Raw genomic sequence first — 12622 nt, 5'->3', positions numbered from 1 at the left:
TAGGAGGCAGATCGAAATGAAAATCATTGTTTGTGTCAAGCAGGTCCCCGATACCTCCGGTAAGGTGGCCGTCAATCCCGATGGTACTCTGAACCGCGCCTCCATGGCCGCTATCACCAACCCCGACGACCTGAACGCCGTCGAGGCCGCTCTGACTTTGAAGGAGCAGACCGGAGCCGAGGTCGTGATCGTCTCTATGGGTCCTCCTCCCGCCGAGTCCATGCTGCGTGAGGTCATGGCCCGCGGCGCTGACCGCGCCGTTCTGGTGTCCGCCCGTGAGTTCGGCGGCTCCGATACCTACGCCACCTCCCAGATCCTGGCCGCCGCCATCAACAAGATCGGCGTCGAGGACGAGGATATCGTGCTGTGCGGCCGTCAGGCCATCGACGGCGATACCGCCCAGGTCGGCCCCCAGATCGCTGAGAAGCTGCACCTGCCCCAGGTTTCCTACGCCGCCGAGATCACCAAGGAAGGCGACACCATCACCGTCAAGCGGATGCTGGAGGACGGCTATATGACCATCAAGGTCAAGACCCCCTGCCTGATCACCTGCATCAAGGAGCTGAACGCTCCCCGTTACATGAGCGTGGGCGGTATCTATGAGTGCTACTCCAAGCCCTATGAGATCTTTGACTACAACACCCTGAAGGACGATCCCCTCATCGATCCTACCACCATCGGTCTGAAGGGCTCCCCCACCAACATCTTCAAGTCTTTCACTCCCCCTCAGAAGGGCGTGGGCATGATGCTGGAGGGCGCCGACAAGGCCACCTGCGACAAGCTGGCCGGCATTCTGGCCGCCAAGCACCTGATCTGATAGAAGGGAGATTAAGAATATGTCTAACTACAACAGTGCTGCCATCGAAGAATTCAAGGGCGGCGTTTGGGTATTCTGCGAGCAGCGTCAGGGCAAGATGATGCCCACCTCCTTCGAGCTGATCTCCGAGGGCCGCAAGCTGGCCGACGAGCTGGGCGAGAAGCTGTACGGCCTTCTGCTGGGCCACGAGATCGAGGGTATCGCCAAGGAGCTGGGCGGCTACGGCGCTGACGGCGTGTATGTCTGCGACCACCCCCTGCTGGCCAACTACACCACTGACGGCTACACCAAGGTCATCTGCGACGTGATCCAGGAGTACAAGCCTGAGGTCATGCTGATCGGCGCCACCAACATCGGCCGCGATCTGGGTCCCCGCTGCGCCGCCCGTCTGCACACCGGTCTGTGCGCCGACTGTACTCACCTGGACATCGACGTGCCCAAGTACAAGGACTTCCTGCGCTCCGCCTCCACTCTGGCTCCTGCCATGATCGACTCCATCCCCGAGGATGACCGCAACCTGAAGATGACCCGTCCCGCTTTCGGCGGTCACCTGATGGCCACCATCATCTGCCCCCGCTTCCGTCCCGCTATGGCCACCGTCCGTCCCGGCGTGATGAAGAAGAACGCCTTTGAACAGGCCAAGGCTGACGCCTGCGAGATCATCAAGCCCAACTTCTCCCTCACCGAGGACGACATGGAAACTCAGGTCGTCGAGGTAGTCAAGGCCGCCAAGAAGCTGGTCGATTTGATCGGCGCCGATGTGGTCGTTTCCGTGGGCCGCGGCATCTCCAAGGATGTTGAGGGCGGCATCAAGCTGGCCGAGGAACTGGCTGAGGTTCTGGGCGGCGTCGTGGGCGGCTCCCGTGCCACCATCGACTCCGGCTGGCTGTCCGCCGACCATCAGGTCGGTCAGACCGGCAAGACCGTTCACCCCAAGATCTATGTGGCTCTGGGCATCTCCGGCGCTATCCAGCACAAGGCCGGTATGCAGGACTCCGAGTGCATCATCGCCGTGAACAAGAACGATACTGCCCCCATCTTCGAGATTGCCGACTACGGCATCTGCGGCGACCTGTTCAAGGTCACCCCCATGCTGATCGAGGCCATCAAGGCTGCCAAGGCCGCCAAGTAAGATCGGCTGTAATCGCATAAAAAAGCCAGTACCCCCCGTCCAACGGACGGGGGGTACTTATTTTATAAGTAGTTTTTTAAAAAAATCCATGCTATACTGTTGATATAATACAGAAACTACTAGGCTTAAAGGAGGCATATCATGAAAATCTATCATAAACCTTCTTTTATGTACGGTCTTACTTTCCTTTTCGCGCTGCCTCTGTTTGCGTTTGGTATCATAAAGGTCCATTGGTGGCAGTGGATCATCACCATCGCATTTGCCACAAAGTTCTTATACACAGGACTTTCTAAATCAGAAAGCGAGTATCAGGAAAATATCGCAAAGAACTATCGGAGCGTGGCCCAGGAGCTTTACGGGAAATATGCAACCATAAAGTTAAATTTCCCTTTGGTCATTTTATGTTCTTTTTATGCTGTCGCTTTGTTCATCAGGTTGGTAGCTAATCTTTTTATTCCTATTTGGATCACTGTTTGTTTCACAATCGTTCTTACTGTTTCTGTCTTTTATAGCCTCAGCCTTGACCATAAAATCAAAGAACATATTGAAAATGGCACAAGTAGAGGATAGAAATGAATTAAACAACACCTCAAAAGCCAATACCCCCCCTAGGGCCAGCCGGTTTCCGGCTGGCCCTTTTTTATACTCCCCCTCATCTGTCTGGGCGGCTTGGCTACCCGTAGGATACTCCGGTGGCACACATCTCCCCCCTCTACACGGCGTAACAAGGTCGTCACCCTCTCTCCATCTTCCATCTCTTCTCTCCATTCTCATTCCCCCCGCACCGTGGCCCGGCCGTGCGCATAGGATAGCTCAGAAACCCGCCCCCCTTCAGGCGGTCTTCGGAGGTACTGCTATGAAACACGAACTGAACATCTGGGTGGTGGGCGGCGATATGCGCCAGGCCAAGCTGGCCCAGCTGCTGGCCCTGGACGGCCACACTGTCCATACTTACGCTTTGGAGCAAGACCGCTCTACCGGCCCGCTCCCTGAGGAGGATCTGTCTCAGGCCGAGAAGGCGGACTGTGTCGTTCTGCCGCTGCTGGTGTCCACAGAGGGCGGCCTGCTCAACGCCCCTCTATCCCAAACAAATCATCCCTTGTCCGACGTATTAGATGCACTTCGCCCCAGCCAGTTTATCTGCGGCGGCCGGCTGGACTCGGAAATCTTAGCTTTGGCTGCCCACCGCGGGCTAACCATTCGGGACTACTTCGCCCGGGAGGAGCTGGCGGTAGCCAACGCTGTCCCCACAGCGGAGGGAGCTATCCAACTGGCCATGGAGCATTTACCAATCACAATCCACGGCGCCCGTGTGCTGGTCGTGGGCTTTGGCCGGGTGGGCCGGCTCACCGCCCAACGCTTCCAAGCTCTGGGAGCAAAGGTTTCCGTGGCGGCCCGCCGGTATGAGCAGCTGGCCTGGGCGCAGGCCATGGGACTGGGCACCGAGCATCTGGCCCATCTAGCCGGATGGCTGTGCGGCTATGACCTGATCGTCAACACAGTCCCCGCCCAGGTCCTGGGCCGGCTGGAACTAGAGGATGTCAAAGAGGACTGTCTCATCCTGGACCTGGCCTCCAAGCCCGGAGGGGTAGACCTTAGGGCGGCGGGAGAGCTGGGCCTCACAGTAATCTGGGCCCTGTCCCTCCCCGGTAAGGTAGCCCCTGTGACCGCCGGGGCCGCCATTAAATCCACCATTTATAATATGCTTCAAGAGGCGGGGTACTGAGAGGGGCGTGCCCTGGAGGGAAGTACAAGACGTACCCCGGCGCGAATCGCCTCACATTCAGTCTGATTTGGAAAGGAAGATTGATTTGATCGATAAAACCGTCGGATTCGCTGTGTGCGGGTCCTTCTGCACCCATCACAAGGCCATGGAGGCCTTAGAGCAGGTGAAAGCCCGCTTCACCCATGTGGTGCCTATTGTATCCGAGTGCACTGCCGACACGGATACCCGCTTCGGCAAAGCTCACGACCTGATGCGGGAAATGGAGCGCATCTGTGACCACCGGGTCATCTCCACTGTCAAGGCGGCAGAGCCTATTGGCCCCCAGAAGCTGCTGGACCTGCTTATTATCTGCCCCTGTACCGGAAACACCCTGGGCAAGCTGGCCAACGGAGTGACAGACACCAGTGTCACTATGGCTGCCAAAGCTCACTTACGCAACAGCCGCCCCCTGGTCATCGCCCCCTCTACCAATGACGGACTGGCCGCCTCGGCCGTGAGCATCGGGGCCCTGCTGCCTAGAAAATACATCTATTTCGTTCCCTTTGGCCAAGACGACCCAGAGAGAAAGCCTACTTCTTTAGTATCTGATTTCTCTTTGGTGGCAGACGCGGCCCAGGCCGCCCTGGAGGGAAAACAGCTTCAACCCCTGCTCATCCCACATCATTGATCAAAAAAGATCCCGGACCACACCCTTACGGGTGAGGTCCGGGATTCGCTCTCTTAAAGGGAGCTCCCGTGCCAATATGACCGGAAATAATGGAGCAGGTCAGAGCCAAATTGGAACAGAATGATCAGCACCATCACGGTCACAGGCAAAAATAAGAGGAACATCACGATCTCGTCCATCAGCTGATATAGAGAGGCCCAAAAAAAGCTCCACATATTTCGCTCCTTTCCCGATTTGATCCTTCCCTACGTGCTCCTCCTCAACTTTTTCTCTATACAAAGTATACTATATCTCACGAGATTTATCAATATAATTTTCGTTTTTTTACAAATAAAATATCTTGATGTAATCCACCCTCTTCTTTATAAAAGGAGACCGCCTGTGTAAATCACAGGCGGCCTCCTTTTTCATTTTTTCTTTTTTCGCTTTTCAAAAAAACTCTTGACTACACCTTCTGGTACCTCTTCGCCCATGCTCTCACCAAAGGCCTCTAGAGCAGCGCGCTGATCGGCGCTCAGGCTGGTCGGTACTTGGACTTTGATGGTCACATACTGATCGCCCCGGCCTCGACCTCGAAGCTCTGGGATTCCTTTCCCCCGCAGGCGGAAGGTGGTACCGGGTTGTGTTCCGGCCGGCAGGCTCCACTTGACCTTTCCGTCGATGGTGGGAATCTCCAGCTCCCCTCCCATCGCCGCCCGGTAGAAGGAAACGGGCTGCTCGTAGAGGACTGTGGTCCCATCCCGGCGGAACTGCGTATGGGGCTTTATACGGATGCCCACAATCAGGTCACCGGCCGGGCCTCCGTTTTTACCGGCATTGCCCTGGCCCCGCAGAGAAACCGCCTGTCCGTCGTCGATCCCGGCAGGAATGGTAACGGTGATGCGTTTTTTCTTCCGCACACTGCCGGCGCCGCCACATACCTTACAGGGGGAGTGGATCAGCTTGCCCGTCCCCCGGCACTTGGAACATTGGGCGGTGGTGGAGAAGGCGAAGCCGCCCGCCCCCCGCTGAATCCGAACCACGCCGGTCCCCCGGCAGTCAGGGCAGGTCTCGGCGGTGGTGCCCGGCTCGCAGCCGGAGCCATGGCAGGCATCGCACATCTCAGTCCGTGTCAGCTCCAGCTCCTTCTCGCAGCCGAAAGCGGCCTCCTCAAACGTGACAGAGAGATTAGCCCGCAGGCTCTCTCCCTTTTGCGGGGCATTAGCTCTCTGCTGCTGACCACCAAAGCCACTGAAGCCGCCGCCGAAGAAGGAGCCAAAGATGTCTCCCAGGTCGATGTCCCCCATATCGAAGCCGCCGAAGCCGCCGCCACCCCCAAAATTGGGGTCTACTCCCGCATGGCCGAACTGGTCATACTTCGCCCGCTTCTCCTTGTCGGACAGGACCTCATACGCCTCATTGACCTCTTTGAATTTGGCCTCTGCCTCTTTGTTCCCCGGGTTCATGTCGGGGTGGTACTGCTTGGCCAGCTTACGGTACGCTTTTTTCAATTCTTCGTCCGAGGCCCCTTTGGACACGCCCAAGACCTCGTAATAATCTCGTTTCTGTTCTGGCATGATATCACCTCTGTTTCAGAGTTCAGAGTGGAACGTGAAGAGCGGAGATAAGGTCTGCGGCACATATGCCCGGAGTGAATGACCATATCTTCACTCTCCACTCTTTACCCTTCACTCTTTTGAACAGGCACAATGGCGCGCAGGCGGGGCGATGCCCCGCCCGCGCGGACCATAGATTTCTATTACTTCTGATCGTCGTCCACGACCTCATAGTCCGCATCGACCACATCAGGGCCGGCGGCGCTACCGCCCTGGGCGCCGCCCATATCGGGGCCGGGGCCGGGCTGGCCGGCCTGCGCCTGGCCATACAGCTTTTCGCTCACTGCGTAAAACTCCTTCGTCAGAGCCTCGGTGGCCTCCTTGATGGCTTGGGTGTCATTTCCCTTCAAGGTTTCCTTCAGGTGGTTCAGCGCGCTCTCCACCTTGCCCTTATCTCCAGCGGGGATCTTATCGCCCATCTCCTCCAGGGTCTTTTCTGTCTGATAAACCATCTGGTCCCCGTTGTTGCGGATGTCCACCTCTTCCTTCCGCTTGGCGTCTTCGGCGGCGAACTGTTCAGCCTCCTTGACTGCCTTATCAATGTCGTCCTTCGACATATTGGTGGAGGAGGTAATGGTAATATGCTGCTCCTTGCCGGTGCCCATATCCTTGGCGGACACGTTCACGATGCCGTTGGCATCGATATCAAAGGTGACCTCGATCTGAGGCACACCCCGGCGTGCGGGAGCGATGCCGTCCAGGTGGAAGCGGCCCAAGGTCTTGTTGTACTGGGCCATCTCACGCTCGCCCTGGAGAACGTGGACTTCTACGGAGGTCTGGTTATCAGCGGCGGTAGTGAAGGTCTGGCTCTTCTTCACGGGGATGGTGGTGTTACGCTCGATGAGCTTGGTCATCACGCCACCCATGGTCTCAATGCCCAGGGACAGGGGGGTGACGTCCAGCAGCAGCAGGTCCTTCACGTCGCCGGTAAACACACCGCCCTGGAGAGCGGCGCCCAAGGCCACGCACTCGTCGGGGTTAATGCCCTTGAAGCCCTCCTTGCCAGTCAGCTTCTTTACCATCTCCTGAACCGCGGGAATACGGCTGGAGCCGCCCACCATCAGGACCTTAGACAAATCGCTTCCGCTCAGTCCGGCATCAGACAGAGCCTGCTTCACAGGGCCGCTGGTGGCTTCCACCAGGTGGGCGGTCAGTTGGTCGAACTTGGCCCGAGTCAGGGTCAGGTCCAAGTGCTTGGGGCCGGTGGCATCAGCGGTGATATAGGGCAGGTTGATGCTGGTAGAAGTGACACCGGACAGCTCGATCTTGGCCTTCTCAGCAGCCTCCTTCAAGCGCTGCATGGCCACCTTGTCGCCGGTCAGGTCCACACCCTCAGTTTTCTTAAACTCCGCGGCCATCCAGTCCATGACGCACTTGTCGAAGTCGTCGCCGCCCAAGCGGTTGTTACCAGCGGTAGCCAGCACCTCGATGACGCCGTCGTCGATATCCAGGATGGATACGTCGAAGGTGCCACCGCCCAGGTCATACACCATGACCTTCTGGGCGGTCTCCTTGTCTACGCCGTAGGCCAGAGCAGCGGCGGTGGGCTCGTTGATAATCCGCTTCACGTCCAGGCCGGCGATTTTACCAGCATCCTTAGTGGCCTGGCGCTGGGCATCGGTGAAGTAGGCGGGGACTGTGATGACGGCCTCGGTGACTGTTGTGCCCAGATAGGCCTCGGCGTCCGCCTTCAGCTTCTGCAGGATCATGGCGCTGATCTCCTGGGGGGTATACTTCTTGCCATCGATGTTCACCTTGTAGTCGGAGCCCATCTCACGCTTGATGGAGATGACGGTCCGGTCGGGGTTCGTGATGGCCTGGCGCTTGGCCACCTGACCCACCATACGCTCGCCGTCCTTGGAAAAAGCCACCACAGAGGGGGTGGTGCGGTTGCCTTCGGCGTTGGGGATGACGACAGCGTCGCCGCCCTCCATGACCGCTACACAGCTGTTGGTCGTACCTAAATCGATACCGATGATCTTAGACATAATTCATTCCTCCTAAATATATGACATTCATGTTTACAAAGTTAAAATAGGAACAGCGGCCCGATGGCGTAGAGCGCGGCGCACCAGGCCAGCAGGCCCCCAGCGAGCAGCAGGGTATAGGATACAGCATCACAGGTTTTCGCTTTACAGCACTGCTTGCAGGGCTGATTTCTTTTCACTGTTTTCCTCCTTTAATCCCATCGGCTTTTGAAAATAAGCCGCGCACCTCGGTTCCGTTCCCCTAATTGGCCACCTGCACCATGGCGAAGCGGATGACCTTCTCGCCGCACTGGAAGCCGGCCTGGAACACGGCGGCCACTACGTTCTCGCCCAAGCTCTCATCCTCCACGTGCATAACAGCGTTATGGAGATTCGGATCAAAGGGCTGGCCCAGGGCGGGAATCTCAGTGATGCCCAGCTTGGAAAGGATCTCCTTCAGCTGGTTCATCGTCATCTCCACCCCTTTTTTGTAGGCTTCGTCGGCGGTGTCCTGCTTCAAGGCCCGCTCCAGGTTATCATAGACGGGAAGAAACGCGGCGGCGGTATCCGCCTTGGCGTCGTTCCAGATGGACTCCTTCTCCTTGGCGGTCCGCTTTCGGTAGTTGTCGTACTCCGCGGCCAGGCGGAGAAAGCGGTCGTCGAGGGGTGCGGTCCCCTCTCCGGAGGGCTCCTCCTTGGGTGCCTCCCCTGATTTCTGGTCCCCCTGGGCGGCCTCGCCGGCCTCCTGGGGCTCCCCTTTCTCCTCCTGTTCCGTGCGAACAGCCTCTTCCTCAGGCTCCACAGCCTCTTCCTTCCGAATATCCTCCTGACACTGCTCAGGCTGGGCCTGCTTCTTTTTATTTTTATCGCTCACGATGCGGCGCTCCTTTCCTGCTTATGGCTCCTGTGTATCTGTTTTCTCTGCCGGGGGTAACTCTCCCTTGCCGAACATGCGGGTCAGGCTGTCGGCAAAATAGGACAGGCGGGCGGTGACCTTGGCGTAGTCCATCCGGGTGGGTCCAACCACTCCGATGACGCCCTTCATATTTTCTCCAATGTCGTAGCTGGCCATGACCACACTGGTGTCCTTCAGCGCGTCACTGACATTTTCCGGCCCGATCAGGATGTTCATGTTCTGGCCGCCGGTCATTGTCACAGGCAGCCGGGCCACATCCTTCTCCTCGGCCAGATAGTTCATCAGAGGTTTAGCCTTGTCCAGGCTTCGGTATTCCGGGTGTTCCAGCAAGTGAGTGATTCCGGTAGTTCGGACCTTTTGGCTGCTCTGTTCCGACAGGATCTCCACCGCGAAGTCCACCACCAGGGCAATCAGCTCAAAGGCGCCTGGAGCGGTGCGGGTCTCCATCTTGTCCAAGGTCTGTTCCATCTCCTCCTGGGTCAGTCCCACGAAGGAACTGTTCAGAACCGCGGAGAGCAGTTGGAGCTGGGTGTCAGAAACCTCCTCAGGGATATGGATGAGTTTATTTTTAACGATGGAGTTGTCCGTCATGACCACGGCGATAAAGGCGTTTTCTTCCACTTTCAGCAGGTCATAGCGTTTGACGGTGATCCGCTCCGCGGGGGCGGCCATGGTAAATACAGGATAGTCGCTGAACTGGGATAGGACCTTTCCCGCCCGGTCGATCACTCGATCCAGCTCCTCCATCTTCAGGTTCAGCGCCTCGTTGATACGCTGAGTCTCCTGCATGGTCAACTGCTGATGACCCATCAACTCATTGACATACAGCCGGTAGCCCGCGGCGGAGGGTACCCGTCCGGCGGAGGTATGGGGCTGCTCCAAAAGGCCCATATCAGTCAAATCAGCCATCTCGTTCCGGATGGTGGCACTGGACACATCCAGTCCGGCCCGCTCCGCTACCATTTTCGACCCCACAGGCTCGGCGGTGGCGATATAGGTTTCAATGATGGCCCGAAGAATCCGTCTTTTTCTATCCGTCAGCTCCATGTTTCCCCCCCCTGTTCCTTTTATCTCGGCATGCGCTTCCGGCCGTTCCGGCTCAAGACAGCTCCGCTCCGCGGACCCTTCGTCTTATATCCTCATGCCGGCCTGCTTGCGCTTTGATCATTTCGTTAGCACTCAATACTCCTGAGTGCTAAAGATAATGTACCACCGGGGGGCAGAATTGTCAATAGGCACTTTATGAATTTGTTGTAAACAAATGAATCCCGCCAATTTTTTGCATCTTCTATCTTTTGCTGCTAAGAGCTCCGGCTCTTGACAAATGTTTCTAATGTATTACACTAGATATGAGGTGATTTTATGGGGATCGAAAAAAAGAATTACAGCTTTCGTTTTCATGAGGACATGGTAGAACGCCTCCGCGCCCAGGCCCAGCTGGAGAACCGCTCGCTCTCCAACCTGGTGGAAACGATTCTGCTCCAATATCTCTCCACTTTAGAGGAGAAAACAACATGACCGTCTGTCCATAGACAGGCGGTCATGTTTCTTTTTTATAGGGTAAACACCTGGCCGGTATACAGTCCCTGACAGCCGGGACCGAAGTATTCCGTCAGCCGCTCCAGGGCTGGCTGTCCGGTGCAGTGGCCGGTCAGGATTCGCTCCACCCCCAGGGCCTTCAGCGCGTCAGCCACCGACTGTACATACTCCGGCGAGCAGTTCATGCCAGTCCCCCCCTTGGCATACATATGCAGTCCGCCCACCACGGCGTGCACCCGCTTTCCGGGCAGCTGGTCCAGCACGCCCCGCACGATGTTGACGATGCCCCCATGGCTGCAGGAGTTGAAGACCACCAGTCCCCGCTCCCCCTCCAGCACCAGGGACTGCTCGTGGCTGAAATCGTCCGGGACAAAGTCATCCTCCCCTCGCTTGCAGACCAGGTTAGACGCCTTTCCCATAAAGGCCGGGTCCTTTGGACCGTCGGGCAGCAGCCACCCACCCTCCAGCAGCTCCATAGGTCCCGGTACTGGGACAAGCCGCTCTCTGGCCCCCTCCCAGATATCCCGGTGGACGCCAATAAATTTGGGTCCCTCCTCTGTCATGGAGAAGTAGGGCCCTCCGGCCTGGGGGCGGACATAGACCTTGGCTCTCTGGTTGAGCTGGAAGAACCGGCGCAGGCCATCGGCGTGGTCATAGTGGCCGTGGGACAGCACCCCCAGGTCCACATCCGCCAGGTCCACCCCAAGCTTCTGGGCGTTGTCGGCAAACCGTCCTGAGGCGCCCCCATCCAGCAGCAGCCTCTTCCCCCGATATTCGATATACAGGGACAGGCCGTGCTCCGGCACCAGACCGCATCCCTCCTGGGCAGTATTTTCCATTAATACGGCAACTTTCATGTCCTGTTCCTCCTTATTCCAGTGCTCCAGAGCGGGTCAAGTCTCGAATCCACTTGCCGCTCCTTAATCTCCACACTCCCCCGACGCACTTACAAAACTGCTCTACCCCCAGGGACAGGTAGACCCAAAAGATCCCCGTCTTCAACACCAGCCCACATATAGCGGCCATAGGTACTGCCACCAGCCAGAGCGGGAGAATGTCAATGAGCGTAGTGGCCCGCACATCTCCCCCTCCCCGGAGGACTCCCACAATATTCACGCTGTTAAAATCCTTCAGCGGCATGATGACCGCCTGGAGAGTAATCATCATAGTGGCCGCAGCCGCCGCTCCCGCCGAGAGCTTAAACAGCGGGAACACATAGGTAGGCGCCAGGAAAACCAGTACCAGCCACAGGGCCAATCCCAGCGCCGCGCCTCCTACGGCGGCCAAGGTGTTCAGGGCGAGTCCCACTCCATATACCCTGTCCTTATGTCCGGCACCGATCTCCCGGCCAATGATAATCGCCGCGGTAGAGGCAAGTCCCATGGAAACTACCTTACATATTTTCTCTACATTTCCTGCTAGCGTATAGGCGGCCAGTATCTCCGTGCTGCCCGCCATATGTCCCATGACTGTGGGATACATAGAGGTACCTAGCCCCCACAGGGTTTCATTCAGCACCACTGGCCCACTGCACATCAGAAATTGACGGGCCAGCCGCTTTCCTGGCCGCAGGACCAGTCTCCACCGCACCCGGAAGATCCGATTCCTAGCCATGTGACAGGCCACGATGACAACCTCTAAAACGCGTGCGATGAGGGTGGCCAGAGCCGCCCCTTGAACTCCCAGTGCGGGCGCTCCCAGATTTCCGAAAATAAATACCCAGTTCAAAAAGGTATTCACTGCCATAGAGGTAGCCAGAATGTACATTCCCAGTTGGGGATGCTCCATACTGCGGAAGGCTGCAATATAAGTCATTGAAAAGGCGTTGAATACATAGGACAGCCCCGCCAGCCGGCCATATTGGGCGGCCAGCTCCACCACCGCCCGGTCGTTGCCAAAGAGGCTGAGAAATTCTACCGGACAGATCAGCAGAATGACCGAGCACAGAGACGATACTGCCATCACCAGCCACAGGGCCATCCCATAGATCCGATTGATAGACTCCATGTCCTGTTTGCCCCAGTATTGGCTCAACAGGACCGTGGAGCCGCTCTGCACTCCAAAAATAAAAAGCTGCACTACAAACAGTGGAATATTGGCTAGGGTAACCGCCGCCATCGGCTCCTCCCCCAGCAGCCCCACCATAAAGGTGTCCGCCATGCTCAGGGTGCTGGTGATCATATCCTGGAGGATGATAGGCGCGGCCAGAGCAGCGACCTCCTTATAAAAATTCGGTCCTCTCCGCATATAGGCAAACATGGAA

14 protein-coding genes are annotated in these 12622 nt (G+C 57.3%); 6 read left to right on the top strand and 8 right to left on the bottom strand.

Features of this window, described 5'->3' with window-relative positions; all coding sequences use genetic code 11:
* The first annotated feature begins 16 nt into the window (after positions 1-16).
* The 5 genes from acrB (at position 17) to WKS99_RS13005 (ending at position 4342) form a co-directional block, all read left to right on the top strand.
* Positions 17-817, top strand: a complete 801-nt coding sequence (gene acrB, locus WKS99_RS13025; RefSeq protein ID WP_147573368.1) for an acryloyl-CoA reductase electron transfer subunit gamma — start codon at positions 17-19, stop codon at positions 815-817.
* Between the two features lie 19 nt (positions 818-836).
* Positions 837-1949, top strand: a complete 1113-nt coding sequence (gene acrA / locus WKS99_RS13020) for an acryloyl-CoA reductase electron transfer subunit beta (RefSeq protein ID WP_340406425.1) — start codon at positions 837-839, stop codon at positions 1947-1949.
* A 141-nt stretch (positions 1950-2090) separates the two neighbouring features.
* Positions 2091-2519 carry a hypothetical protein gene (locus WKS99_RS13015; RefSeq protein WP_340406423.1) on the top strand — a complete coding sequence of 143 codons (429 nt, stop codon included), beginning with the start codon at positions 2091-2093 and terminating at the stop codon, positions 2517-2519.
* Positions 2520-2805: 286 nt separating this feature from the next.
* Positions 2806-3675, top strand: a complete 870-nt coding sequence (gene dpsA, locus WKS99_RS13010; protein WP_240288568.1) for a dipicolinate synthase subunit DpsA — start codon at positions 2806-2808, stop codon at positions 3673-3675.
* Between the two features lie 85 nt (positions 3676-3760).
* Positions 3761-4342, top strand: coding sequence for a dipicolinate synthase subunit B (locus WKS99_RS13005; protein ID WP_147573365.1), 582 nt, complete (start codon positions 3761-3763; stop codon positions 4340-4342).
* 53 nt (positions 4343-4395) lie between these two features.
* Here WKS99_RS13005 and WKS99_RS13000 read toward each other — a convergent pair whose 3' ends face one another.
* The 6 genes from WKS99_RS13000 to hrcA form a co-directional block, all read right to left on the bottom strand.
* Positions 4396-4557, bottom strand: coding sequence for a hypothetical protein (locus WKS99_RS13000; RefSeq protein WP_186853126.1), 162 nt, complete (start codon positions 4555-4557; stop codon positions 4396-4398).
* Positions 4558-4749: 192 nt separating this feature from the next.
* On the bottom strand, positions 4750-5898 hold the full coding sequence (gene dnaJ, locus WKS99_RS12995; protein ID WP_186853127.1) for a molecular chaperone DnaJ: 1149 nt from the start codon (positions 5896-5898) through the stop codon (positions 4750-4752).
* 182 nt (positions 5899-6080) lie between these two features.
* Positions 6081-7925 (bottom strand): molecular chaperone DnaK, encoded by a 1845-nt coding sequence (gene dnaK / locus WKS99_RS12990; RefSeq protein WP_186853128.1) that lies wholly within the window; start codon positions 7923-7925, stop codon positions 6081-6083.
* 41 nt (positions 7926-7966) lie between these two features.
* Entirely contained in the window at positions 7967-8104 is a 138-nt protein-coding gene (locus WKS99_RS12985; RefSeq protein ID WP_186853129.1) for a hypothetical protein, read from the bottom strand.
* Positions 8105-8166: 62 nt separating this feature from the next.
* Complete coding sequence (gene grpE, locus WKS99_RS12980) at positions 8167-8778, bottom strand: nucleotide exchange factor GrpE (protein WP_147573362.1); 612 nt, start codon at positions 8776-8778, stop codon at positions 8167-8169.
* A gap of 21 nt (positions 8779-8799) precedes the next feature.
* Positions 8800-9867, bottom strand: a complete 1068-nt coding sequence (gene hrcA, locus WKS99_RS12975; protein ID WP_147573361.1) for a heat-inducible transcriptional repressor HrcA — start codon at positions 9865-9867, stop codon at positions 8800-8802.
* 315 nt (positions 9868-10182) lie between these two features.
* Between hrcA and WKS99_RS12970 the strand changes: the two genes are divergently transcribed.
* Complete coding sequence (locus WKS99_RS12970) at positions 10183-10338, top strand: hypothetical protein (RefSeq protein WP_186853131.1); 156 nt, start codon at positions 10183-10185, stop codon at positions 10336-10338.
* Between the two features lie 35 nt (positions 10339-10373).
* On the opposite strand, the gene WKS99_RS12965 is transcribed toward WKS99_RS12970, so the two are convergent.
* Both WKS99_RS12965 and WKS99_RS12960 read right to left on the bottom strand, forming a co-directional pair.
* Positions 10374-11216: an MBL fold metallo-hydrolase gene (locus WKS99_RS12965; protein WP_147573360.1), complete on the bottom strand. Its 843-nt coding sequence runs from the start codon at positions 11214-11216 to the stop codon at positions 10374-10376.
* Between the two features lie 13 nt (positions 11217-11229).
* Positions 11230-12618, bottom strand: coding sequence for an MATE family efflux transporter (locus WKS99_RS12960; RefSeq protein WP_186853132.1), 1389 nt, complete (start codon positions 12616-12618; stop codon positions 11230-11232).
* Positions 12619-12622 lie beyond the last annotated feature (4 nt).

It is taken from the genome of Flintibacter sp. HCN-6482, assembly GCF_037892565.1.
In the GTDB taxonomy this organism is placed as follows: domain Bacteria; phylum Bacillota; class Clostridia; order Oscillospirales; family Oscillospiraceae; genus Lawsonibacter; species Lawsonibacter aceti.
Note: the sequence above shows the minus strand (reverse complement) of the source record. Positions and strands in the feature narration are given on the sequence as shown.

Bases quoted from the DNA above. Each gene is read 5' to 3' on its own strand.
- WKS99_RS12970 (WP_186853131.1), top strand. From the start codon at position 10,183: ATGGGGATCGAAAAAAAGAATTACAGCTTTCGTTTTCATGAGGACATG.
- WKS99_RS13000 (WP_186853126.1), bottom strand. From the start codon at position 4,557: ATGTGGAGCTTTTTTTGGGCCTCTCTATATCAGCTGATGGACGAGATC.
- WKS99_RS12960 (WP_186853132.1), bottom strand. From the start codon at position 12,618: ATGTTTGCCTATATGCGGAGAGGACCGAATTTTTATAAGGAGGTCGCT.
- hrcA (WP_147573361.1), bottom strand. From the start codon at position 9,867: ATGGAGCTGACGGATAGAAAAAGACGGATTCTTCGGGCCATCATTGAA.
- WKS99_RS12965 (WP_147573360.1), bottom strand. From the start codon at position 11,216: ATGAAAGTTGCCGTATTAATGGAAAATACTGCCCAGGAGGGATGCGGT.
- dnaK (WP_186853128.1), bottom strand. From the start codon at position 7,925: ATGTCTAAGATCATCGGTATCGATTTAGGTACGACCAACAGCTGTGTA.
- acrA (WP_340406425.1), top strand. From the start codon at position 837: ATGTCTAACTACAACAGTGCTGCCATCGAAGAATTCAAGGGCGGCGTT.
- dpsA (WP_240288568.1), top strand. From the start codon at position 2,806: ATGAAACACGAACTGAACATCTGGGTGGTGGGCGGCGATATGCGCCAG.
- WKS99_RS13015 (WP_340406423.1), top strand. From the start codon at position 2,091: ATGAAAATCTATCATAAACCTTCTTTTATGTACGGTCTTACTTTCCTT.
- dnaJ (WP_186853127.1), bottom strand. From the start codon at position 5,898: ATGCCAGAACAGAAACGAGATTATTACGAGGTCTTGGGCGTGTCCAAA.
- acrB (WP_147573368.1), top strand. From the start codon at position 17: ATGAAAATCATTGTTTGTGTCAAGCAGGTCCCCGATACCTCCGGTAAG.